This is a genomic window from Paenibacillus sp. LK1 (assembly GCF_002750415.1).
Lineage (GTDB): Bacteria > Bacillota > Bacilli > Paenibacillales > Paenibacillaceae > Paenibacillus > Paenibacillus taichungensis.
In genome coordinates, this window is record NZ_PEII01000015.1 from 156,178 (window position 1) to 180,925 (window position 24,748).

Here is a 24,748-nt window from a genome sequence, read left to right on the forward strand (position 1 = left end):
GTGTACAGCTTGTACGGTCGTTTTTTGGACTTTTAGAGCCCTATTCCAGGTTCAACGCCTTAGAAGCGAATTAGAAATGTATATATCCATGTTGGATAAAAGAAATTCGCCGATGCACATCACAAACAAGCGGGGATGATCTGAGATCTCCCCCGCTCCGAATGGTGCATCATTTGGTCGCCGGGCTGTCCTTCTTCTTCTTTTGGACAGCCTCCCACATCCGCGCAGCTACGCGCTCGCGGATCAATGCCAGCCCTGCGGTGGCAGGCACGCCTGGCAGCAGCGCCGCCAGTTCCGGCGTTGCCGGGGGTTTCCCCGGCTGCGCCAGCCGCACCTTCACGGCGCCAAAACCAGGCCCCGGCTGGTGCATGGCGCCGTCCGCGGCTGCCTCGGCGATCCACTCGCCGACGGCTGCGCCGCCTTCGCCGCCCCGCGCCTGCGGGCGGCCGGTCGTTTCGGCTGCGCGGCCGGGGCCGCTGGGATCATGGGCGAGTTCCTCCGCCCATGATCCCAGCACGCCGGCGAGCAGCGCTTCGCGCGGCAGGCCGGCGTGCGCCAGCTGCAGTAGCGGCTCGGCCGCGAAGCGCGCGGCAACGGCGCGCTCAGCGGCCGAGGCATGCGCGCAGCCCGGGCGGCCGCAGGTGCACGTCGCTGCGCCGCCCGCGCTCAGCGAGCTGCCAACGGCTTTGCCCGGCACGGCCTCGCTTGGCGCATGCTGCGGCAGCAGCCCGTCGAGCTCCGCCGGGGCAGGGCCGCCGCGCAGCAGCGCGTACAGCGCCAGCGGACGCTTGCGCAGCTGTGCCAGCACAGCCTCGCGTTCAGCTTCACTGAGCTGATGCAGCGTGCCTGTTACCGTGAACAAGCCTTCGGCTTCGGCTGATTCGGTCTTGCCTGCGGCAGCTAATACCTCTTTGTCTGCATCAGCAGCCGCACTTACTTCTGCTGTCCATCCACCGGGGGACATATGCAGCTCTACATTCCATTTTTCGCTCACAACACTCCCCCTTCCTGTCACTATATTTTGCATGTACTATTTATCTCGCAACCTACAGCCATGTCTCGCCCTGAAGCGAGATCAGACCGCGCAGCTCATCATCCGACATCTCGGTCAACCAGTTCTCACCGGAACCGACCACCTGCTCAGAAAGCGCCTTTTTACTCTCAATCAGCTCATCAATCCGTTCCTCCAGGGTACCCTGACAGATCAGCTTATGCACCTGTACGTTTCGATTCTGCCCAATTCGGAATACCCGGTCTGTTGCCTGATTCTCCACCGCAGGATTCCACCACCGATCGTAGTGAACGACATGACTGGCACGCGTCAGATTCAGGCCTACACCCCCGGCACGAAGAGACAGGACGAACAAGGATGGGCCCTCCCCTTTTTGGAAGGTTTCCACCATATCATCCCTTTGTGACTTCGAAACACCACCATGCAGGAAATACGGTTCTTCCTCATACCGCTGTGTAAGCCTGGATACGAGCAGTTCCCCCATCGCCACATACTGAGTGAAAATCAGCGCAGACTCCCCATTGTCACGGATCGCATCCACCAATTCCAGAAGACGTTCCATTTTGCCGGATGCCTCAGCTTTACCATGTTCCTTCCGGCTGCTGTCCGCCAGCACCGGATGATCACAGATTTGCTTCAGCTTGGTCAGTGATGACAACACAATCCCCTTACGGGCGATACCGTTTCGTCCATCCAATCCGCCCATCAGATCATCCACCACCCGCTGATACAGAACGGTCTGCTCTGGTGTCAGGGAACAATAGGATTTCAGTTCCAGCTTCTCCGGCAGATCCTTGCGGATATCCGGATCACTTTTCAGCCTGCGCAGCATAAAGGGCGATACAAGCCGATGAAGCTCGCGCAAAGAAGCTGCATTTTCTTCGGATGGGCCCAGTCCGGTATAGCGCTGGCGGAATGAAGAAGCCGTACCCAGATACCCCGGATTAAGGAATTGGAAAATGGACCACAGCTCGCTTAGTCGATTCTCCACTGGCGTACCCGTCATCGCAATGCGATGCGGCGTAGACAGACGCATGACGCTTTGCGCTTGCTTTGTGCGGTAATTTTTAATATATTGCGCCTCATCCAGCACAACGGTAGACCAGTGCAACGAAGCCAGATCCGGGCCATCCCGGCCAGCCAGATGATAGGTCGTCAGCACAATATCATGAGACTGTGCTTCTGACTGGAAGGCATTGCCGTGCAACCGTTGTCCGCCATGATGAATATATAACGACAGATTCGGGGCAAACCGCTTCAGCTCACGCTGCCAGTTCCCAAGCAGCGAGGTAGGGCACACAATAAGTGCAGGCAGATGCGCATCATGCACGTGCGGCTGTTCACCGTTCGCAGACTCTTCTTCCATCCTCATAAACGCTTCGTGCTCACGTGCTTCCTCCGCGGCAGCTTGCTGTTCCTCATGTTTCAAGTCCAGCAGGCAGGTAATAACCTGTATCGTTTTCCCCAGCCCCATATCATCGGCAAGACATACTCCGAAACCAAGCTCACGCATGGCGGATAACCATTGGTACCCCCGCTCTTGATAGGGTCTCAACTCGCCATGCAGCTCTGCCGGAACCTGCCGAGGCTCAATACTGCGGAGCACCTGTCCGTCGAGCAAAAAGGACAGCAGCCCCTCGGATTCCGCACCAAAGACGGAAAGCCCCTTCCAAGCGGTATCTTCGCCTTCTTCAGCTGCCAGATGCAGCCATTCGGAGAGTGGCATATATTGTTCTTCTTCTTTTTTCATATAACGCAGTACCTGACGAATCTCTTTTGTATCCACTTCAATCCATTCGCCGCGGAACATCACATAAGGTACCGTTGCTTCTGCAAGCGCAGCCAGCTCCTCCGCCGTAACCGGTTTGCCGTCCAGCATCGGTTCTGCCTTAAAGGCAACCAGCTGCTCCATACCCAGTGAAGAAGGGGCCCCAACCGGTCTTTCTATTCCCCGATTGAGCATCTGCAGACGTAGTCCAGCGCGGCGTTTCCCTGCACGGCTCCAGCGGGAAGGCATTAACACGGTTACGCCCGCCTTCTGCAGACGAGGCACAGCGTAGGTCAAAAATTCAAAAAAGGCTTGCTGTTCCAGTTTCATTCCTTCCGGTCGTGCATGAAGAAGCGCCGTTTCCAGCTCCGGTGCCAGTTCTGATGCATGCCCCAGCGCCATCAGGAGCTGTTCTGCAGCTGAAATATAACGTACTTTGCCTCGGTCCAGATCTCGTTCCGGATGAGCCCAGATCGTGCGTGCAGGCAATCTCAGGCCAGATTCCTGCACACTGTCTGCCCAGAATGTAATCCCCCACAATGATTCATGATCACCAAGGGGCGGTTCCAGCCGCAGTACCAGTTTCAACTCACCTTCCGTGGGAGCCGTTTCTTCACTGCCTACCACGGGTTTCGCAGTACCGCCAGCTTCTTGCAGTGTTCCAATGAGTTCTGCCATTTCCTCTGTAGGTCCCTGCACCGTCACCGGGCGAAACATCGAGATCAGACTGTTCCACCACAGCTCTGCTACCGGAGAAGACCCACGCCGAAATGGCGTGCGGTAACGAGACAGCTCACTGTCCATGCTTTCCATCTCACCCGTAACAACCGCATGGATCATTCCGCTCATAAATGAAAATAATACGGCCGCTCCCGCTTCCTCCCGTGATTCCGGTTCAGAAGATGCGTATGCTCCGGGAGCAGACAATCCGATCGGCGGCATAGATTCCGCCAACTCCCGGAATCGTTCTACATCTGCTTCCTGCAACAGACGTGGACGCCATACGCCTGTCAACGTTTCCTGTCCGGTGCGACGACGCGCCCCCGTCTTGGCCGCAAACTCAGCGGACGGAGCAAATTCTCCGCGCAGCAGCAGTTCCTGTGTAAACTGTGCTGCTTTTACCCAGTATCGAATCTCTTCTCCGGCCTGAATTCCTGCCGCATTCAATATACTGTCGTCCCAATGGAGCAGCAGCTTGAATGTATCTTTGGGCGAGATTGCGAGCCCTTCCAACGTCCGTCCGAGCAATTGACGTCGCTTCGTACCCTTCGCTTCCGCGGCATTACGCATCGGATTGGGCCAACGAAGCTCCGCAAGACGCAGAGCGGCAGGCTGAAACAGACGACCCCCGTCGCCAAAATTCAGCTTCCGTACCACGTGGCTCCACGCATCCACACGTGGTTCCGATGTTTCACCGGAAAAACAAAAAAATACGTCACCAAGCCATACTCCATACAGCGATTGCATCATTACAGTCTCCCGTCATCCCTTCGCATTGTTACTCTCCATCATATACGAAAATGCTCGGATTTAAAAACTTTTACGGATAAAAAGTGCTACATTACTTCGAAAAACCATCTTCAAACCACTTCATACTATATTATGTATGCCTGTTAAAAGGTGAAACACACCGCTTCATTGCATTCAAGGATAGGGTGATCACAATAAAAAATGCCCCTAACCCCCACAAAGGGGTAAGGAGCATTATCATAAGAAAGCGGATATGTGCTTTGTATATAACATTTCAGCGTGCGTTTACTGCGATTTGGTTAAATTACCGAGCAATACATCCAAATTAAGAATGCCAGCTTCATGATCGTCATTGTGTGCGATTTCCTTGAATATTCCCGTTGTGTAACGACGATATTCTTCCGTAGGCTCTTCAAACCGATCATACATCACCACGGAATCCACGGAATCGACGACGAGCGGTACATAATCGTCGTGATAAGGCACAACAATGATACGCGTGGAAGGTGTAGTCTCCTCGTCAGGCAAGCCGAGCAGGACGCGTACACTCACAACAGAGACCACTTTGCCGTACAAGGGCGTGAAACCCTTAATCTCAGGACTGCCAAAAGGAACGGTGGTTACCGGGAGCATTTTAATAATTTCATGAACTTCATCAATACGAAGCGCACAAATCTGATTTCCGACCGAGAAATTAATGTATTGAATTTGAACTTCCTCATCCATAGATGTTTTCATACCCTTCTTGTTTTCAATTTCAATAGAAGCTTTTTATAGTCATCTTGATCATGAATAATTACATTTCATGTTGCATTCTCTGTGTTTATATCGGTCGACGGGAGAAAAATTTTTACCCATTTCTTAATATAGAGATACTATTGTCAGAAATAATGGCAGAAGAGAAGATAAAAAAAGAAAAACGCAAACAGAACCCCAGTAAACTGGAGGTTTGTTTGCATTTTCTAAACGTATTTTTCAGCTCAAATGATCACTTCTAATACAAATGGCATGCCACCTGGCGTCCTGGTGAAATCTCCCGCAGCTCCGGGATAACAGAGCGGCATTCGTCCTTCACATACGGACAACGAGTATGAAACGTGCAGCCGGACGGTGGATTTTCCGGATTGGGCACATCGCCGCCCAGGACGATTCGTTCCTTTTGTACATTCGGATCAGGAACCGGAACAGCGGATATCAATGCTTTGGTATATGGATGCAGTGCTTCGGTAAACAGTTCGGAAGTGGGCGCAAGCTCGACCACTTTGCCCAGATACATGACAGCCACACGATCACTGATGAACTTAACGACAGACAGGTCATGAGAGATGAACATATATGTCAGTCCGAATTGTTCCTGCAGATCCTGCATCAAGTTCAGCACCTGAGCCTGAATGGACACATCCAGCGCTGATACGGGCTCGTCACACACAATGAATTTGGGATTCAAAGCGAGAGCACGGGCAATCCCGATCCGTTGCCGTTGTCCACCCGAGAACTCGTGCGGAAAGCGATGTGCCTGATAGGGGGATAATCCGACCACTTCCATCAGCTCTTCGATTCGGCTTTTCAACTCATTTTTTTTCAGATTATGGTGGGTGAGCAGCGGCTCCTCCAGTGTGCGCTGTACCGTCCAGCGCGGATCCAGTGAGGCGTATGGGTCCTGGAACACCATCTGCATATCCGTACGGAAACGGCGCAGCTCTTCTGGCGGAAGCTTCCGTACATCCTTTCCTTCGAAGAACACCTCGCCATCCGTCGGCTCAATCAGACGCAGGATGGCACGCCCCGTGGTGGATTTTCCGCAACCGGACTCTCCAACCACAGCGAGTGTTTCCCCGCGCTCCACAGACAGCGTTACACCATCGACGGCTTTGACGGCACCGACCTGTTTGGAAAACAGGCCCTTGCGGATAGGATAATGCTTCTTGAGGTCTCTGACTTCCAAGATCGCACTCATATAATCCCCTCCTGTTGCAGCAGACAGCGACAGCTATGACTTGGTGCTGTCTCCAATAATTCGGGTTGTGTCGTCTCGCACCGTGCTTCCTTCACCGGGCAACGAGGAGCAAAGCGACAGCCGGACGGCATATGGGCGGGATTCGGTACCTGACCTGGAATGGATTGAAGACGTTCCTGATCCCCCGCAAGCTGTGGCAGCGAAGCCAAAAGACCGCGAGTATATGGATGCTTGGGATCGGCAAAAAGGGTTTTGACATCCGTCTCTTCCACCACTTGCCCGGCATACATCACCATGACGCGATCACACATCTCAGCTACAACGCCAAGATCATGAGTGATCATCATGATTGCCATATTCTCCGTCCGCTGGAGGTCACGCATCAAGTCCAGAATCTGTGCCTGGATGGTCACATCCAGGGCTGTTGTTGGTTCATCTGCAATGAGCAGCTGCGGACTGCATACCATCGCCATGGCGATCATCACCCGCTGGCGCATGCCACCTGAGAGCTGGTGCGGGTATTGTTCTGCAATTTTGTCAGGACGGGGAATGCCGACTTTGCGAAGCATATCAACCGACCGTGTCCAAGCCTCTTTTTTGCCCAGCTTCAGATGGTATCGTGCCGCTTCCGAGATTTGTTTGCCGATTTTGAATACCGGATTGAGTGAGGTCATCGGCTCCTGAAAAATCATGGCCATTCGGTTACCCCGAATTCGGCGAATTTCACGCCCGGACAACTTAAGCATGTCTTTCCCCTGGAAACGGACTTCCCCTGACGCCACACGGCCGATCTTTTTGGGGAGCAACTGCATGATTGATAACGATGTAATACTTTTCCCGCATCCCGATTCTCCGACAATACCCAGCGTTTCACCCTGCCGTATGGAAAGGCTGATCCCGTCCACGGCGCGTATCACACCTGCATCCGTAATGAACTCTGTCCGCAAATCCGAAACTTCGAGCAGTTCAGTCATGTTGTTCCCCTCCCATGCCTTTACGTTCTGAACCTTTAGCTTTGCTCCTTCTATAAAAAATTAACGCTTGGACGTCGTGGCTTCTTCGGAAGCCGCACCATTCGAATTCTTTAATGACGTCTCATCTTCCATACCTTCCACGCCCAAATATTTAAGCGCGCTCAACGCGTACACTTTGGCACACTGGATAATCTGCCATACGGGTGCTTTTTCGTTAAAATTGTGAATCGTGGACAGCTCTGCCGGACCATATTGCAATACCGGAATCTGATGATTACGGAAGTGGCGGGCATCGCTGGATGCCCATTGCAGCACACCGTACGCCTCTTCACCACTGACTTCGCTGATACTCTCCACCAATTGGCTCACGATTGGTTCATGCGCTGGAGTCCAGTTGGCATTGCCCTGGAAGCCAAACGGCTTCAGCTCTGATTCTATTCCTGCTTCAAGCAGAAGCGAGCGAGCACGGTCCAATACATCCCGGTAATCCACACCAAATGGAACGCGGGAGTCCACCTGAACAGTGCAGCGATCCGCTACCACATTCACCTTGGTTCCACCCTGAATTGAACCGATATTCACTGTTACATGGTCGAACACCTGATAGGCTAGACCCGCCTTCTCCCGATCACGCGCATATTCCTGCGAGATGCGGATAATATCCTTCACCTCTTCCGGGATGTCCGGCTTGATGTCCCATAGACGCTGCAATGCTTCAATGCCTTTGGCTGCCTTCACAATCGCATTATCGCCTACAATGGGTTGAAGACTGCCATGACCCGGTGTACCTTCCACCGTAAACTCAAACCAGCAGCTCCCCTTTTGTCCAATGGTTGGATGCTGCGGGCTGGATGGCTCTGCAATTACCGCGGCAGTTCCGGTTGCAAGTCCACGCTCCAGAACCCATGGTACCCCCAGGTCACCACCTGTTTCTTCATCCGGAACAATCATCAGCGACAGATCTCCACGCAAAGGCACATTCAACTTTGCCAGAATAACCGTCGCAAAGATCAGGCCCGCAAGCCCACCTTTCATGTCAGATGCCCCGCGTCCAAGCATATATCCGTCCTTGATTTCACCGCAGAACGGATCAAAATCCCAACGGGAAAGATCACCGGCTGGCACAACGTCGGTATGACCACAGAAAATCAGATGTTTGTCTGACTTGTCCGTCCCTTCTCCATTCAACGTGGAGATCAGGTTAAACATCGTTTCCGTTGCCGCATGTACTTTGGTGTCGATTCCGGCCTGATGCAGATATTCGATAATAAAAGCACTAATCTCACGCGAATCCCCTGGAGGGTTCTCCGTCGGAAAACGAATCAGTTGTGAACAGAGCTCCAGTAATTCATTCTGGCCTTCCTCGATTGCATCAAGTACCTTCCTTTTCCAATCCATCCTGTTCAGGCTCCTCTCAATATGGGCTGTATTGTGGTCAGTACGAATTGTCAGAAGACAGGCATGACTGCCTGTCCCCCAAATCGTCCGTTTTTACTGCTCCTTGCTAAGTGGGTAGAAACGCAGAACTTCATCCGGGTAATACACGTATCCGCTGACCTTGTTATTCATGCCGACAACTCGGTTGTATTCGTATAGATACGCCCATGGCGCTTCTGTCGTAATAATTTCCTGTGCCTTCATGTATAGCTCGTTGCGTTTCGCCTGATCCGGTTCGGCGCCTGCTTCTTCCCACAGTTTGTTAACTTCCGCATTGTTGTAATGAATGTAGTTGGAAGAGCCTTCACCGTAGAGCAGGAAGCCCAGATGGTATCCAGGATCGTTAACAAAAGAAGTCCATTTGGAAATGTAAGAGACTAAATTCCCGTCTTTTTGCTGTTCCAGGAACTGCGCACGCGCAACTTTGTTAATGTTCATTTTGACACCGATCTTGGCCAGTTCTGCTTGAATCAGAACCGCATCATATTCCCAATCGTCAAAGCCCGAACCGAGGGTAAAGTCAAAGCTGAACCCTTCCGCATACCCTGCTTCTTTCAACAATTCCTTGGCTTTGTCCAGATTGTACTCGTACACATAGCCTGCATCCGTAAAACCTGGTGTGTTGCTCGCTACAGCACTCTTCATCTCTTTGGCCTGACCATACATGACATCGTTGATCAATTGGTCATAAGGAATCGCATAGTTGATGGCCTGACGCACTTTTTCATTATCAAACGGTTTGACATTGTTGTTCATCGCGAAGAACAAAATGCGATTACTCGCATTCGACTTGATGGTCAAATTACTATTCTCCTGCAAAGCTGCAACATCTTTTGGAGGAATCTCGATCGCCATGTCCACGTCACTCTTGTTCAGCAGCAGCACACGGTTGGAGGCTTCCTTCGTGAATTTCAGCGTGACTTTGCTAAGTTTCGGTGCTCCCTGCCAGTAGTCGTTGTTGGCCTGGAAGACCGCTTCACTGGCCGGGTCCCATTTTTCAAGTGTAAACGGGCCTGATCCCGCAGCATTTGTTTTCAGATAATCGTCACCTTTTTCCTCGACGAGCTTCTGGTCCACAATGGAGAAGGTATACATGGCAATGATCTGGGTGAACATGTGGTTTGCTTTATTCAGTACGATCTCAACGGTGGAGTCGTCCTTGGCGGTCACGCTCTTGATGTCGGCCATTCCGTATAGAAAGCTGCCGGAGCTGGACTTCGCCACACGGTCAAAAGAGTACACAACCGCATCCGCATTGACCGGATTTCCACTTTGGAATTTCAGACCGCTTTTGATTTTGAATGTATACGTTGTATTGTCAGCAGACACTTCCCAGCTCTCGGCGAGCATCGGCTGAATATCCTCCGTGTTGGCTACATCAGCACCATCTACCGTTTTGACACCATAGGTTACCAACTGGTCATAGGTTGCCAGTACCAATGTATCCGAGGTCAGGTCATTCGCCTCCGCCGGGTCCATCGTAGTTCCACCCTCAGAGTAAGCAACCGTCAGTGTTGGCGCAGGTTTTGTTTCCCCTCCTGAGCCGGATGCCGCAGGCTGCTGATTGGCATTGCTGGCACAGCCACCGAGAACAACGGTAAGAGCAATCATTGCAGAAAACCATTTGAGCTTTTTCATTATTAGTTTCCTCCCCTTTTTGAACCAGTCTTATGATGCGATACTGTAAAACGTTGCAGCTTTTATTAGACAAAGTGAATGTGTGGGCCAATACCCCGGAATGTAACTAACTCATATTCCTGATACCAACCGCAGCAGCTTTCAATCTGCCTACTGACGGTGATGGAACCTTGCATGCCATTATTCCAAGGCATTCCCCGCAAATCGGTTCCCCCAGCCAGCTATCTATGAATCGGTTCTGTAGAGGCAGATGGTAACCCACCCCTATTTTCCCGAACGCAACCTTGGGTCCAGTACATCACGGAAACCATCTCCGAGCAGGTTAAAGCCAAGAATGGATGTGGCTATAGCCAGTCCAGGGAATGTCACGAGCCACCATTGTCCGGAAATGATATACTCCCGACCTTCAGAGATCATGGCTCCCCACTCGGCTGTAGGCGGTTTGACGCCAAGACCGAGAAAGCTCAAACTGGATGCCGTCAGGATGGCAAAGCCCATACCAAGCGTGGCTTGTACCAACAGCGGTGCCAAAGCATTCGGCAAGATGTGGCGAAACAGAATCACTCTGTCCCTCACTCCAATGGCTCTGCTGGCCTCCACGTACTCCTTTTCGCGCAGGGATACGGTCTGCCCATACATTAATCTGGCAAATTCGGGAATACCCACAATCCCTACAGCAATCATGGCACTTGTCAGTCCGTTGCCGATGGAAGCTGCAATTGCCATGGAGAGTACCAGCGAGGGAAATGCAAGCAATACATCCATCACCCGCATGATGATATTGCCAGTACGTCCGCCGTAGTAAGCAGCGATTCCGCCCAGCGGAACCCCGATGACAAACGAGATACTGACGGCAATCAAGCCTGTCCAGATGCTGATTCTGGCTCCATACAGAACACGACTCAGAATGTCACGACCATAGTTATCGGTACCGAACCAGTGACCACCTGATGGGGATTCCAGCTTCACAGCCGTATTCGTCACGTACGGATCATAAGGGGCAATCCAGGGGGCAATAGCTGCGATGATAGTCCACATCACGATAAAGGCTAGACCAATTGCAGCGAGCCGATTGCGGAGCAACAGTCTCAGAAAGGTTTTGGGTTTGGGAACAACCGCTGGTGCAGGTTTGGTTCCCATGGAAGTCGGTGCGGCAGTACTCACAGCGGTACTCCTCCTTTCGCGGCGACCCTATTCATAACGGATTCGTGGATCAATCAATCCATAGACCAGATCCACCGCCAGATTTATAAAGCTGAACAGAATGGCACTTACCAGTGTAAATGCCTGAATTGGTGCATAATCGGCAGCCAGAATCGAATCTGTTACATAACCGCCGACGCCGGGCCAGGAAAAGATAGTTTCCGTGATTACCGCACCACCGAGTAATCCGCCAAACTGCAGGCCAAGAACGGTCAACGTGGGAATCAGAGCATTGATCAGGGAGTGTTTGCCGACGACCGCGGTTTCGCTCAAGCCCTTGGCTCGTGCGGTACGTACATAATCCTGTCCGATGACTTCCAGCATGCTGGACCTGGTCATACGCGCTACAATCGCCATTGTCCCTGTGCTCAGGCAGATGGCCGGAAGCAGTAAATGAGCAAGACTGCTTTTGAGTGCAACCATATCTCCGGTCATAAGACTGTCTACCACGTACAATCCGGTAATATGAGTCGGTGGATTGAGGTCTCCGCTGATGCGTCCCATTGGAGCTGGTGCCCAGCCAAGGATGGAATAGAAGATGTAAATAAATAGCAGTCCCAACCAGAAAATCGGTACACATGCTCCAATCAGTGAGAACACCCTGGAGATGTGGTCGATAAAGGACTCTTTTCGAGTTGCAGCGATAATGCCTACCGGAATTGCAACACAGATGGCTATAATCACACTGGCCAATGTCAGCTCGATGGTTGCCGGAAAGCGGGTAGCGAAGTCACTTAGCACCGTATGACCGGTATGGTAGGCAAATCCCAGATTCCCTTGGAGCAACTGTCCCACGTAACTAAAAAACTGTACAAATAATGGCTTGTCCAATCCCATGTCCATTCGGATTTTGGCAATGACATCATCCGTGGCCTGTTCGCCAGCCATAACAATGGCGGGATCTCCCGGAAGAACGCGGGACAGGATGAAGGTAATCACCACAATGCCGATCAGCGCCGGAATCATCTGCAGCAGCCTTCGGAGCGTGTAAGCAAACAATCGATCAACCCCTTTAACTCTGATGTCTCACTTGCTGTTTTACGGTTCTCTGTGGACGGCTCAGTCTTGAAAACTTGTCTGTTTATCCGTCTCTTCTTTGTAATTGTGCTTATTTTAACTAGAATCCGAGCGTCGAACTACGTCCCTTTTAGCTAAAAAAAAGCACAACCGTTTGTCGATTGTGCACTAATGTCTCCTATTTATGTCATGTTAAATTACACCCTAAGACATAGTTCGCTATTTTTCGACCTATATCTACCATAAAGTTCATCGTTGGTATTGCTGAAAAAACAATTGTCCGATTGGCAGGTCCTACACCTCTTGTTTATCCTGCTTCATGTAGTAATACACAAGACACAGATGACAGACAAATTGTTCACGCGGATGATTCAGGTCGAAGCCCGTAATGTCCCGTATTCGCTCCAGTCGGTATTTCACAGAATTCCGGTGAATATAGAGGCGGTTTGCTGTCTCGATCAGGCTGCCACGGCTCTCCAGATAATAAAAAAACGTACGCAGCAGATCCCCACTGTGTTCATCATCATAAGCACGCAATTTCCCCAGTTTCCGCTCAAACAATGCCGCAAAACCCGGATCATCCGCCGTTTCGCTAAGCAAATGATATACCTCCACATCCTCAAACCGGGTTGTACGCCCACCCGACAAGCGTGAGGATACCAGCAGGGCATTTCTGGCCTCACCATAGCTTTGATGCATATTCCAAAGTGGAACCTGAGTGCCCACGCCTGTCCTGAATTGTCCAAGCTTGTTGGCCGGATCTTCGAGCCATAGTCCAATGGTATCAGACCAGGATTGAACGTCATCCATCCATGCCGCATCCCGAGACTCCGGGGTTGGCAAGAAGAGCACCGCCCTGTTTGTCCGAAACTCAATATGAGGTGCTACCCTCCGTTTTCTGGCCTCCTGACCAAGCAATTCAGTCAATAGATCTTCATCAGGAGCAGTCTCCCCTTCCATCACAGCTACTTCCCATAAATGCTCTGGATTCATGCCAAGCTTGCGGCCTCTCGATTCGGCTTCATGTGGCAACAGCAGAGGCGGTGTCAGCAGTTCGTCAATGAAATTGCCCCGAAGTCGCAATTCGGTATCTTCCGCCACCTTGTTTCTCATCAATTCCAGGGATAATACTAATCTGGCTTGCTCAATGCCGACTTGTTCCATTTCATCCAGGGAGTCCTTGTCCACCAGCAATCGGGCAACCTTCCGCCGATCCAGATTTATCTCCCATACGAGTGGGTCCACAGCTTCTTTCCAGTCATAATCCGGCGGTGAGGACACAATCATCTGACCAGCATTGTCGATAACACCCACAGGTGCCTGAAGCAGCTCGGCCACATTGTCCCCCACCGCCTGAATTCCACTGTTTTCAAGTACCATGGTCATCAGTGTCCGATATACTTCCTCTGACCTGCGGAGAAGTGCGGCCTGTCGATCCAGCACCAGTTCCATAACAGGTTGCGTAATATCCATGTAGGGTATTTCCGGAGGAATTTCAATGATGGGCAGACCGCAGTTATTACTGGCTGCAACGGCTTCCTTCGGGATTTCTTTGAGAAAACGCGCAGGCTTGATAGCCAGAGCAGCCGCCCCCGCTTCATTAAGGGTATAGATTAGTTCTCCGAGCAAGCCAGGATTATCACGAATCGAATAGGCTGTCGTCAGCATAAGCATGCCTTCTCGCAACCATCCTTGCAGATCCGGCACCTCCATAATATCCACGAACCGTACAACCCGATCCAATCCTTGGTGCCCACTAATGACTTTGGCCTTGCTGAGTATAGGAATATTCAACAGTTCTTTCAATGTTATACCTGTCGTTTTCAAGCCTATCGACCACCCTGAGCCAGATTTGCAAATCATTTTTGCATACTGTATCTAATTTTTTTGGATAGTTTACCAGACTATCTGATCAAAAAAAACGGGAATTTCTGTGATATCCGTATGTTATATTTTAATTTCATAAAATAAAGTAATAATAATACGTTGTTAGTAGCAATTATTACTACAAAAAATATATTTATTACTTTATCGCTTCACATTAGAAAACAAGAAAAGTTATCCCCACACTCCTTGCAGATCAACCCCATTTATTCCAAGAGCCCGATAACCTTATCCAACGCAAATAACGCCGATACAGTTATACACACTGCATCGGCGTCAAAATCAAATTAACCCAAATATAAAATCATCCAATACCCACATCCGGCATTCCGTAGATCAGACATTCAACGCAGACACAGCTGCCCCTAATGAATATATCGGGTCAAGCGCCCGGATATGCAGTTCTTTTTCCACTTCCACGGCGAAACCCATCGTTGCAAAACCGGTACACGCAAGAACGATGGACTCGGCGCCCTCCGCCTTCAGTCTTCTGGCGGCTTCCATAGCCGCGATTCGCCCCTGTGGTGTGTTGAGATCCAGCGTAGTTACCACACCTTCTGGACGCTCCATCCCAATATAGGCATCACCTAGTATTCCTCGAATCAGATGAGGCACCTCCTCTAGGATGGTCAATACACCTACACGCGCCGCTGATGTGAGTGCAAGATGAGCAGCACATGATCCTGCTCCATAGACTGGGATGTGAACTGCGGCACGCATTTCTGCAAGAGCCGGATCGGCTGCACAACTGATACCGATTGAGGTACAGCCTTCCTGTTCGAGTTTTCGTGCCAGATCTACAATTTTGGGAATCGATTCAAGCTCTGTGGCCTGATCATATACCCCCAGCGGTTGATCGGGAATGCAGCGACTCCGAACCTGAATGCCATAACGTCCTTCAATCAGTGCCCCGTGTCTGTGGATATCTTCTTCATGATGAAGCGTAATCACTCTGATAAGACCCAACATCAGCATTCCTCCCCAGGCTGTGGATATCTTGTGCATATGTTACCCACAAACTGTTGATAGTTACCCCCAGTTATGTGGATATCTCTTTATATATTGTGAATATGTTGTGTATTTGTCCCTAAAACTACCGCGTAATTTACGCATTGGTCCCCACTGTGGATATGTTGTGCATACGCTCTCATTCACTTTTTTTTGATCCACAAGGTTATCCCTGAATCTCCTGCTCATTATTGATCGAGCAATTCTCCCTGACGCATAATCAACACATCATCAATGTACACATCCGGCTTCTGCACAACGGCATCAATATGAACACCTGCTGCAACTGTGCCACCAAAGGTATTATTACTTCCAAAAGCAACATGAATGGTACCGTAGACTTTCTCGTCCTCCAGAACAACACCTGTAATTCGAGCCTTGTCATTGGTACCAATGCCGAACTCGCCAAGAATTCGACCATCACCTTCGCCCAGCATGGATAACAGCTTGTCTCCTTCAGCGCCAGTTGCCGTAACAAGGCGGCCCTCTCTAACCGTCAATAGAACAGGTTCACCGATCGCACCTATTCCTGCAATTGAGCCATCCACCAGGATTTCACCTTCTCCAATACCTTCAACGGGGGCGATGTAAGCTTCACCGGAAGGCAAATTGCCGGACTCACCTGGATTGAGGTACATACCTGTGCTCGGCACGCCGTTACGTCCCTGAATCGAGAATGACAGCTGGTGTCCATCTTTCACGATACGGACATTTCTCCCTGCACTCAGCATGGCTGTAACCTTATCTGTCAAAGCCTTCACTTTGGGATATTCTGCGGTAATCGCACCATTCATGAACATATCATCCGTCATGCCAGGCATCGTGGCTACCCTGGTTCCAGCAGCTGCAGCTTGTTTACGAGCCTGCGTATGGGTTAGTGAATAACGCGTTACGCATACCGCGACATCTGCACACTTCATCGCTTCGGCAATCGGTGCAGGCGGCTCCTCACCGGATTTGCTTCGTTCCTTCATTATCATTAGTACCGCATCTGCTCCCAATGCCTTGCCTGCCTCATATATGGATTCGGCCAGTTCTCTCTTGGCATCATCCGCTACGACAGCCAGTGTCTCACCACTGCGAAGTCCAAGGCATTCCACCAAAACATTTTTACTGACGTCAATTCGTTGCTGATTCATTTGCTCGTCTCCTCCTGTGTCAGACCATTTCCGCTACTAGTTTACCCATTAGAGCATTCGACAAAATGACCGGGATTCCTGCGCTGGCATTGGCAACCCATTGACGGTGGCGCTCATCATACCCCATGCAATCCAGTAAAATGAGTTCAACACGCCCCTTTAATGATTCCGTCGCCTGCCGGAACTCAGACTCGCGGGATGTATAAGGAGAAGCAGCGGCAAACGCAGGTTGGACCAGGGAGGAAAACTTCAAATCAAGCTGTCCCGCTTGCTCTGGCAATGGTCCGATAAGCCCCAGACGGCGGCCATCGGCCATCGCCTGTACGGCTGGCGGAATAATGCGATCAGGCTCAATAAGGTGCACCTTGGCTGAACGCAGACCCGGAAAAGAACCTGTGCACAGCAGCAGAATATTGGGAACACCCCTGGCTTCGAATTCACGAATCTTTTGATTCAGCAGCGGTCTGATTTTTTCACGGGATACGATAGCGGCACTGCCATCCTGCAGACGGGAAGTCAACACATATTCACCCGGTTCCGGGGCCAGCGCAGCGATCTGAGTTGCCGACAGTCCGTCCAACACCCCGACCTGAAGGAGTTCCGCTCGTCCCTCTAGATACTTCTCTATGACAGGCGCAACATCGGTTCGCGGAGCTTGTCCAATCGTAATCATGCCAAGCTGCTTGGTCATCTTATTGCCTCCTACATATCAGATCGGCTGTAGAAGCCACGTATGTGCACAGTAGTGTTTCCATCTTCCGCTTCAACCGTGACCTTCTCGACTAAACTATGCAGACGGAGCTGCCTGGATCCCTGGGGTTTGAAGCACTTTCATTGATCCATACAGACGAGTAATCAGGTTATATTCCTCCACATTGTAGAAAGAACAGGTGCCATTCGTGAATTCCTTGGCTGTCTCCACGACCAAACGAACTGCGCTTGCAATATCAACCTCATGGCTCGCTCCTGTGCCGCATCCCGGAACTGCGGATTGAGCAGTTACTGCTACGCCTACAACAGGTGCATGTGTAGCCACAGCTGGCTGTAAAATAGAATTGATATGGTATAAGTCATTGCCGTATGGCGTAATATCTTGCGTTGTAATTGGGAAGGTCACGGGCAGCTGCCCTGTGGTCATCTCCATAATTCGGAGCAAATCATCGCTCACCCGTAAAATATATCCCTCTTTCACCGTTGGCGAAATGGCGATGCCTTTATGGTTAATCACCCGGTTTCCTTTGGTTGTATCGATGGACAAAATAGCTTCCATCTCAGGCAGAACCTCATGTTCGTTCATCTGTAAAATGTCGACCGGAGAGTCCATAAAATCAACCGGTTCATGCGGAAGAGTCGGGGCATCTGGACAGATATGCGTAGTCACAATGACATCACCTTTGAGCGAATCACCCTTGGTCTGCATATCGGCGAGTTTCAGTCCTGCTGCAACAGCAGCGACGGCGCCATCGGCATCCGAAACGAGTCCGATGCGTGTTGGACGGGCGCCAATTCCACCCAGTCGTCCGACAATCCCCATGGTCGGAGCCTGCCCTCCTGACAACTTGCCGTTTGTACCAGGGATGATGATTTTAACAAAATCCGTGCTTCCCTTTTCCCCTTGTACGGTCAGTACTTCAACGGAAACCTGTGGATATTGATCAAATAGTTGCTTTACACTTTCACCATTTACATAAGCGCTGTCCAGCGCGTCCAGTGCCAATAACGTTTTTTGAAGTGGCATCGTACACATCCTCCTCTTAGCTGTTGATCTTGAGATCAAGTCTATCGCAGTTCAGAAGAGGGTCACAATGTACTGCCTTGCCAAAATGAGCATCGTTTTATTGTGCGACAAGTATAAATGGGAGTGAAAATAACGCTTTCATTCCGTTTATCTAACTGTATGTGTAATATAATTTAACATTTTATTATCGAGTACACTGAATATTGTTTATTCTTTGGAACGCATACTTTGTTTTTTCACTTACCTTCTCTTCATTTGCCATTCCACAAGCAGCGAAGCTGTTTCTTCTACATGAAATAGTGGGAATTGGTGTCCATAGGGAATTTCAGCACGTTGAACGGATGAATGGATATTTTCGGGGCGCGAGTATCCCTTATCGTTCGTCCCCCACACCATGAGTGTGCGCTGCGCATCTGCACTTGTCTGTGACACTTTATCATTTGGATGGGACTGTATCCAGTGGAGCAAATCAGCATTCGCTCCTGCGATGCGGGGAGACTTCAAACCAGAAGAAGCTCTCCTCGCGTAACCTTCCAGCAGGGTTGGATTGATCTCCGCAGCCTCTGCTCTTTTTAACAGCCCAGCCACTTGCTGTGGAGTCATCCAAGATAACAGTCCTTGCAGCATTCTTCTCGGGAGCCTTGATATCAGTCGCTGCATTCCGGCCTTCGGAGCCCCCCATACAGGTTGCAGCATGGCAAGCTGGATATCTTCACGTCCACTCCCCTGCATGACACCAGCGACTATCGCTGCCCCAATGGAATGTCCTATCAATTTGACTGGCCCTTGTATCTCATCCAGCACACTTCGCACCGCTTCGACCTGCCCTTTGAAGGCCGCCCCTTTTGCCTTGTTCCGATGAACCGGAGAACGCCCAAATCCGGCTAGATCCACAAGCCATATCGGGTTTCCCGTCATACTCCATAACGCTTCTCCCAGCGGGATCATATCGTCAGCACTGCTCATCAAACCATGAACTATCACCCAGGGCTCCCCTTGACCCTCATGGACCAGCACCGCAAGACTGCCCTTACGTGTCCGAGTCCAGCTCTTAGGCAGATCCTCCTGTGAAGGATAGCTGAAACGATAATCCAAATCGGCTGTCACGTAAGGTAATAACTCGCTAACTTCAGGCAACTTTTGGTCCATTCGCTGAAACAATCGTTCCGTTTGCTGAACTTCAAACTCCTGTTTGGTAATAAACGCGATTGATTCAGGCGGTATCCCGCTGATCTTTGTGCCACCAGCCTTCATCGCTGCATGAATCATGGGCAGGGGCACTGACCATCGAGGTGCAGATACATCCAACTCAGCCGCCAGTAAACGAATCAGTTCCTTCATATCCGGACTGTCCGCTTTTCTGGACAACAAGGGATATGTGCCGCCAGACGGATTGCTGTCCCGAGTCAGAAAAACAAGGGTCTGTGCAACCACATCATTGGATACAAGGGGTAGCCAGTGCTGTAGACCACCAGGAATCACCGGCATTCTACGTTTTCTCATCGCCTGTATCATCATGCCAATTCCGCCCGTTTGTTCGGTTGCCCCTGTAGGATATGGACCCACGATTGTACTTGGGTTAACAACAGATAAGACATACGAATGCTGCTCAGCATGCTGTCGAATATAGCGGTCCGCTTCGAATTTCATATGTTCATATGCACTTTCCGAATGGAACACTTTACTAATCAATGAATTCTTCCCGCTCGACTTATCCCCAACACCTTCATTGGGTGATGATATGGACGGAGAATCCTTCCTCCCATACGGACTCATAAAACCAACCACGTGGATAAAATGTCTTAATCCGTGTGTGCGCTGGATATCTTCCGCCAGTTCGGCCATGCCTCTTGCTCCATTCATAAAAATCTGTTCTGCCACCTTCGGTTGCAATGTGACATCCATCGTCCCACCTGCATGAATTATGATATTGGCCTGAAGAGCACGTTCACGATCAGCTTTGGTTAGACCGAGGCCTGGAGCTGACAAATCCCCCTGAATATACGTTATTCGGCTGAAATCCGTTACTCCATATGCATTCAGAACCATCCTCGCTTTGGATTCCGAGCGTACAAGCAGTAATAACTGCGCTTCACTGTTCCCAAGTTGTTTTATTGCCTCTTTGCCTATAAATCCGGTACTGCCCGTCATCAAAATAGTGGTTGATTCAGTCGCCATGTTGTTCTTAGCTGGATTGGGGTCAGTCTCACGTTCTGCGTTTAATGATGATGATGAATTATGTATATTCATTTCTATCTCTCTCCCTTTTTAATATTATTTATTTTAGTACTATATAGTACTAATTTTGATCAAAAAAAGAGCTTCGTTTATCGAAGCATCTGACAAAAGGTACGTGCTGATTGTTCAATAATCCCTATATCACGTGCAGTCTCCGCGAGTACAAGTGAACCCTCGAATGCAGCGATAAATAATGCAGCCGCGGGTCCCGGCTCAATCCCTTTACGGAATTCGCCACGATCCACCCCTTGCTGCAACAGCTTTTCCATCATCGGCTGCAGCTCACGAAAGAAACGGGCTATGCTTTCTTTCACTTCAGGTGCGCTGGCAGGTGTCTGCATATACAATGTAATAAACGGACAACTTCCTTTATAATCGCGCCCTTCCATGCCTGCGGACAGTAACGCCATGAACGAATAGATCCGTTCTGTGACCTCTCGTTCACGCTGACTGAGCAGCAAGTAGAGCTCCGATTCATACTGTGCAATCCAGTATTGCACCACGGCTTGGAGCAATTCCTCCTTGTTTTTGAAATGGTAATAGATATTCGATTTGGATACCCCGCTTGCCCGCACGACCTCATCCATGCTGACATAGCTGTATCCCTGACGCAAAAATAACTGAGCAGCCACTTCGACTGCCTTGGTCCGATTAACCGGATTGGAACTTTTGGATTTCACAGAACCTGAGATCGATTTTTGATTTGTCATAAATAGAACTATACAGTACTAATTAAACAAACACAAGTTATGTGGCTAACAAAAGATGATCTTTGCCCCAATTTTCTCGGACTTGTCCACATTTAGAACACTGTACTCACAGGATATCCACATATAGTATTAACTCTGTGTTAAATAACTTATAGGGCCACTACATATGATGGGGTTATCCACATTTCAGGAGCAGTATCTCATGTTATTCTTTCGATCTGCGCTAGCGGAGTCCCAAAATTAAAAAAATAGGTCAACCAGAATGGTATTCTGGTTGACCTATTTGAGTTGACTACTTATCCAAATCATGTGCGAATGGCTCCATTAGCCTGTGGATACTAGTATGTGGATAACCATTCAAGGATGAGACAGCACTATTTTACTTATACGGATAGCTATTCCGAGTAATTATTTTTTCAGACTATCCCAGTTTTGCTGCAATGCATCAAGCAAAGCTTTTTTGTCCGACTTGCCTGCCACATATGCCTGAATCGTGCTACCAAATTCTTGTGGAACACCTTCAGGAAAACGGTTGAAGTTCCAGCTTAACGCTTTGTTTTCTTGGCTGTACTTCATGATATCGGTTGCGAGGTCACCCAGATCCTCTTCAGATGCCTGAATGGAACTAAACGCCGGGATAAACTTGAATTCTTTGGTCATATACTGTTTTCCGGTATCGGATGTCACGAGCCATTCCAAGAACTCTTTCGCTTCCGGTTTCACTTGCGAATTCTTGTTCACTACCCAGTAGTTCGGTACGCCAACAAACAATTTGTCGTTCGGTTCATTCGTGATTGGCATCGGCAGAATGCCCAGATTCAGATTAGGATCGATTCCATCAATTTGTACTTGTGTCCAGTTCCCTTGCTGCATCATCGCTGCTTCCCCACTTGCAAACAGGGTTACCTGAGTGTTGTAGTCGGTTGTGAGCGGGTTTTTGTTGCTGTATTTCAGCGTCAAGTCGAGCAGGTTCATCCAGTCCGTAAACACCTGATTGCCAGGGATTTTCTCCGTACCTTCGTTAAGACCTTGAATAAATTTCACCGGATCTGCCTGATTCGCAAATGCTACGTTTACGTTATGATTGCCGAGCACCCACCATTCCTGATATCCATTGGAGAACGGGGTAATGCCTGCGGCTTGAAGTTTCTGTGCAGCCTGATCCAATTGTTCCAGTGTCGTCGGAATTTCGGTGATGCCTGCTTTTTGGAAAAGATCTTTGTTATAAATGAAACCATAGCCTTCCAGTGCCAGCGGCTGTCCATACAGTTTGCCGTCTTTGGTCATCGGCTCTTTGGCAACATCAAGCACATCTTTTGCCCACGCTTCACCTGACAGATCTTCCAGGTATTCGAGCCATGTGTCCAGCTCACGATAACCACCAACGTTGAAAATGTCCGGTTGCTCGCCAGCAGCGAACTTGGCTTTCAATGCAGCGCCGTAGTCACTGCCGCCGCCCACGGTCTGAATGTCCAGCTTAATTCCTGGATGGGAGGACTCATATTCCGCTTTGAGACGGTTAAACGCTTCCGCAATTTCGACTTTGTACTGGAATATTTTAATCGTTTTGTCGCCTGCAGCAGCCTCTCCGCCACCTTGGGTGTCTGTGTTGACAGGACTTCCACTCTTATCTCCGTTGCCACAACCCGCAAGCATTACAGAAAAAGCAATCAGCATAAGCAACGTCAACTTGGTCATTCTTTTCATACATACACTCTCCCTATAGTAGTTTCAGTATAACAGCTTCGTTGCATTTTTTATTCGGGCCACCAAGGAGCAGCAGCGACCGAAAGCGCACATGATTCCGGAGCGGCTCCTACCCCGCACTTACCCTTTAACAGATCCCGCGGTAATTCCCTGAATGATGTATTTCTGCATCAGCAGGAAGAAGATGATAATTGGCATGATGCCAAGCACCAGTGCAGGCAGGGCAAGATCCCATTGCTTCGTATATTGTCCGAAGAGCGCAAAGGTCGCAATCGGAATTGTACGCAAATTGGAGCTTTGCAGAATCAGGGATGGCAGCAGATAGTCATTCCAGATCCAGAGTGTATTCAGGATGATGACGGTAACATACATCGGCTTCATGAGTGGGAATACAATCCGGAAGAACACGCCGTAAGCGGAGCTTCCATCCACCCGAGCTGCCTCTTCAATTTCGAGCGGAACCGATTTGACGAATCCGTGGAACAGGAAGATGGACATCGGTGCGCCAAAACCGAGATAACAGATGATGAGTCCGAAGAGACTGTCGATCAGTCCAAGATTACTGGTTACGGTAACGAGTGGAATCATGATAGACTGAAACGGAATCACCATGGCGGCAATGAACACGCCGAACAAAATCCGGTTGAAGAGCGTATCGCTGCGTACCATTCGGTAGGCGGCCATGGAGCTGATCAACACGAGCAGCAGGTTGCTGACTACGGTGACGATAAGCGAGTTCATCAGCGCTGAAGGGAATTTGATTTTCTCCCAGGCGTTTGCATAGTTGCCCCATTGGAACACCTCCGGCCATGCGGCCGAATTGGTAAGCAGGTCACCGAATGTTTTGACCGAATTGACAAACAGGAAGTAAAACGGAACCAGGAACAATAATCCAATGAGCACCATAACAATCTCAGTTACAATGGTACTGAAGCGGTAATTTTTTGACGTTTCCATCTATGCCTCCACCTCCTTGCTCTTCGTCACACGTACCTGAATCATGGTGATAATGGCAACGATTACGAAGAACACAAGTGCTTTGGCTGTACCGATGCCGTACCGATTATTCACAAAAGCCTCATTGTAAATATTCAGTGCTACCGATTCTGTTGATCCAAACGGTCCGCCTTTAGTCAGCGACAGATTGAGATCAAACATTTTGAATGACCAGGAGATTGCAAGGAACAGACAGATTGTGACTCCCGGCATAATGAGCGGGAAAATAATGCTGCGCAGTACCTGCCAGCGGCTGGCACCATCAATTTCGGCAGCTTCCAGCAGATCAGGTGATACGTTGGTCAAGGACGAGATGTAGATGACCATCAGATACCCTGCGGTCTGCCAAACAAATACAATGACGATACCCCAGAAGGCCGTTGGCTCGTCTCCCAACCAAGGGAGGTTGAAGAAGGACCAACCTGTTACGTCGCCTACTGCTGAAAACCCTTTCACAAATATGAACTGCCAGATAAAGCCGAGCAACAATCCACCGATCACGTTAGGCATAAAAAAGATCGTGCGCAGAAAGTTTCTCGTCTTGAGCGGCTTGGTCAGGAAATACGCCAGAAAAAAACCGATAACATTGGTCAAAATTACACCAACCACGGTGAAGCGCACCGTAAACCAAAACGCAGATAGAAACTTGGGATCATTCGAAAAAATTTGCTTGAAATTGTCGAATCCTACCCAATGAATGTTCGCCGACACCCCGTTCCAGTCGGTAAAGGAATATACCATGCCAAGCAGGAAAGGGACCACGATAATGAGAATAAAAAAGACGATGGAGGGACCCACGAACACAAGCTGCTGTAACAGCTGTGAAGATTTGCGATGCTTCATATCGTTCTC

At 49.9% G+C, this 24,748-nt stretch carries 19 protein-coding genes; all 19 read right to left on the reverse strand.

Annotated elements, in window-relative coordinates; all coding sequences use genetic code 11:
• Positions 1–169: 169 nt before the first annotated feature.
• A complete protein-coding gene (locus CS562_RS27580; protein ID WP_099858803.1) occupies positions 170–994 on the reverse strand; it encodes a hypothetical protein in 825 nt (274 codons plus the stop codon).
• A 52-nt stretch (positions 995–1,046) separates the two neighbouring features.
• Positions 1,047–4,250 carry a DEAD/DEAH box helicase gene (locus tag CS562_RS27585; protein ID WP_076290568.1) on the reverse strand — a complete coding sequence of 1,068 codons (3,204 nt, stop codon included), beginning with the start codon at positions 4,248–4,250 and terminating at the stop codon, positions 1,047–1,049.
• A 285-nt stretch (positions 4,251–4,535) separates the two neighbouring features.
• On the reverse strand, positions 4,536–4,988 hold the full coding sequence (locus tag CS562_RS27590) for a chemotaxis protein CheW (protein WP_063567982.1): 453 nt from the start codon (positions 4,986–4,988) through the stop codon (positions 4,536–4,538).
• A 256-nt stretch (positions 4,989–5,244) separates the two neighbouring features.
• Entirely contained in the window at positions 5,245–6,207 is a 963-nt protein-coding gene (locus tag CS562_RS27595) for an ABC transporter ATP-binding protein (protein WP_099858804.1), read from the reverse strand.
• Positions 6,204–7,181 carry an ABC transporter ATP-binding protein gene (locus CS562_RS27600; protein WP_099858805.1) on the reverse strand — a complete coding sequence of 326 codons (978 nt, stop codon included), beginning with the start codon at positions 7,179–7,181 and terminating at the stop codon, positions 6,204–6,206. Before CS562_RS27600 ends, CS562_RS27595 begins: the two co-directional genes overlap by 4 nt.
• A 60-nt stretch (positions 7,182–7,241) precedes the next feature.
• Complete coding sequence (locus tag CS562_RS27605; protein WP_257219621.1) at positions 7,242–8,579, reverse strand: M20 family metallopeptidase; 1,338 nt, start codon at positions 8,577–8,579, stop codon at positions 7,242–7,244.
• Positions 8,580–8,672: 93 nt separating this feature from the next.
• The gene (locus CS562_RS27610; RefSeq protein ID WP_099858806.1) at positions 8,673–10,256 is read right to left on the reverse strand and encodes an ABC transporter substrate-binding protein; all 1,584 of its coding nucleotides are present in this window, start codon (positions 10,254–10,256) and stop codon (positions 8,673–8,675) included.
• A gap of 264 nt (positions 10,257–10,520) precedes the next feature.
• Positions 10,521–11,396, reverse strand: a complete 876-nt coding sequence (locus CS562_RS27615) for an ABC transporter permease (RefSeq protein ID WP_076290741.1) — start codon at positions 11,394–11,396, stop codon at positions 10,521–10,523.
• Positions 11,397–11,447: 51 nt separating this feature from the next.
• Positions 11,448–12,458, reverse strand: coding sequence for an ABC transporter permease (locus CS562_RS27620; protein WP_170867904.1), 1,011 nt, complete (start codon positions 12,456–12,458; stop codon positions 11,448–11,450).
• A 312-nt stretch (positions 12,459–12,770) separates the two neighbouring features.
• Complete coding sequence (locus CS562_RS27625) at positions 12,771–14,303, reverse strand: PucR family transcriptional regulator (protein WP_083679014.1); 1,533 nt, start codon at positions 14,301–14,303, stop codon at positions 12,771–12,773.
• A 393-nt stretch (positions 14,304–14,696) separates the two neighbouring features.
• Positions 14,697–15,329, reverse strand: coding sequence for an aspartate/glutamate racemase family protein (locus CS562_RS27630; RefSeq protein ID WP_076290575.1), 633 nt, complete (start codon positions 15,327–15,329; stop codon positions 14,697–14,699).
• Positions 15,330–15,556: 227 nt separating this feature from the next.
• Complete coding sequence (locus CS562_RS27635) at positions 15,557–16,507, reverse strand: aminopeptidase (protein WP_099858807.1); 951 nt, start codon at positions 16,505–16,507, stop codon at positions 15,557–15,559.
• 19 nt (positions 16,508–16,526) lie between these two features.
• Positions 16,527–17,198 (reverse strand): AroM family protein, encoded by a 672-nt coding sequence (locus CS562_RS27640; protein ID WP_099858808.1) that lies wholly within the window; start codon positions 17,196–17,198, stop codon positions 16,527–16,529.
• Positions 17,199–17,294: 96 nt separating this feature from the next.
• Complete coding sequence (locus tag CS562_RS27645) at positions 17,295–18,245, reverse strand: DUF1177 domain-containing protein (protein ID WP_099858809.1); 951 nt, start codon at positions 18,243–18,245, stop codon at positions 17,295–17,297.
• Positions 18,246–18,485: 240 nt separating this feature from the next.
• The gene (locus CS562_RS27650; protein ID WP_099858810.1) at positions 18,486–20,495 is read right to left on the reverse strand and encodes an alpha/beta fold hydrolase; all 2,010 of its coding nucleotides are present in this window, start codon (positions 20,493–20,495) and stop codon (positions 18,486–18,488) included.
• A 77-nt stretch (positions 20,496–20,572) separates the two neighbouring features.
• On the reverse strand, positions 20,573–21,193 hold the full coding sequence (locus CS562_RS27655; protein ID WP_072734898.1) for a TetR/AcrR family transcriptional regulator: 621 nt from the start codon (positions 21,191–21,193) through the stop codon (positions 20,573–20,575).
• Between the two features lie 408 nt (positions 21,194–21,601).
• A complete protein-coding gene (locus tag CS562_RS27660; RefSeq protein ID WP_076290577.1) occupies positions 21,602–22,900 on the reverse strand; it encodes an ABC transporter substrate-binding protein in 1,299 nt (432 codons plus the stop codon).
• Between the two features lie 120 nt (positions 22,901–23,020).
• On the reverse strand, positions 23,021–23,857 hold the full coding sequence (locus CS562_RS27665; RefSeq protein WP_099858811.1) for a carbohydrate ABC transporter permease: 837 nt from the start codon (positions 23,855–23,857) through the stop codon (positions 23,021–23,023).
• The gene (locus CS562_RS27670) at positions 23,858–24,739 is read right to left on the reverse strand and encodes a carbohydrate ABC transporter permease (protein WP_076290579.1); all 882 of its coding nucleotides are present in this window, start codon (positions 24,737–24,739) and stop codon (positions 23,858–23,860) included. It lies immediately after the preceding gene.
• Between the last annotated feature and the right edge of the window lie 9 nt (positions 24,740–24,748).

Excerpts from the sequence above, each read along its gene's own strand:
- CS562_RS27585 (WP_076290568.1), bottom strand. The coding sequence starts at position 4,250 with ATGATGCAATCGCTGTATGGAGTATGGCTTGGTGACGTATTTTTTTGT.
- CS562_RS27590 (WP_063567982.1), bottom strand. The coding sequence starts at position 4,988 with ATGAAAACATCTATGGATGAGGAAGTTCAAATTCAATACATTAATTTC.
- CS562_RS27595 (WP_099858804.1), bottom strand. The coding sequence starts at position 6,207 with ATGAGTGCGATCTTGGAAGTCAGAGACCTCAAGAAGCATTATCCTATC.
- CS562_RS27600 (WP_099858805.1), bottom strand. The coding sequence starts at position 7,181 with ATGACTGAACTGCTCGAAGTTTCGGATTTGCGGACAGAGTTCATTACG.
- CS562_RS27605 (WP_257219621.1), bottom strand. The coding sequence starts at position 8,579 with ATGGATTGGAAAAGGAAGGTACTTGATGCAATCGAGGAAGGCCAGAAT.
- CS562_RS27610 (WP_099858806.1), bottom strand. The coding sequence starts at position 10,256 with ATGAAAAAGCTCAAATGGTTTTCTGCAATGATTGCTCTTACCGTTGTT.
- CS562_RS27615 (WP_076290741.1), bottom strand. The coding sequence starts at position 11,396 with ATGGGAACCAAACCTGCACCAGCGGTTGTTCCCAAACCCAAAACCTTT.
- CS562_RS27630 (WP_076290575.1), bottom strand. The coding sequence starts at position 15,329 with ATGTTGGGTCTTATCAGAGTGATTACGCTTCATCATGAAGAAGATATC.
- CS562_RS27635 (WP_099858807.1), bottom strand. The coding sequence starts at position 16,507 with ATGAATCAGCAACGAATTGACGTCAGTAAAAATGTTTTGGTGGAATGC.
- CS562_RS27640 (WP_099858808.1), bottom strand. The coding sequence starts at position 17,198 with ATGACCAAGCAGCTTGGCATGATTACGATTGGACAAGCTCCGCGAACC.
- CS562_RS27645 (WP_099858809.1), bottom strand. The coding sequence starts at position 18,245 with ATGCCACTTCAAAAAACGTTATTGGCACTGGACGCGCTGGACAGCGCT.
- CS562_RS27650 (WP_099858810.1), bottom strand. The coding sequence starts at position 20,495 with ATGAATATACATAATTCATCATCATCATTAAACGCAGAACGTGAGACT.
- CS562_RS27655 (WP_072734898.1), bottom strand. The coding sequence starts at position 21,193 with ATGACAAATCAAAAATCGATCTCAGGTTCTGTGAAATCCAAAAGTTCC.
- CS562_RS27660 (WP_076290577.1), bottom strand. The coding sequence starts at position 22,900 with ATGAAAAGAATGACCAAGTTGACGTTGCTTATGCTGATTGCTTTTTCT.
- CS562_RS27665 (WP_099858811.1), bottom strand. The coding sequence starts at position 23,857 with ATGGAAACGTCAAAAAATTACCGCTTCAGTACCATTGTAACTGAGATT.
- CS562_RS27670 (WP_076290579.1), bottom strand. The coding sequence starts at position 24,739 with ATGAAGCATCGCAAATCTTCACAGCTGTTACAGCAGCTTGTGTTCGTG.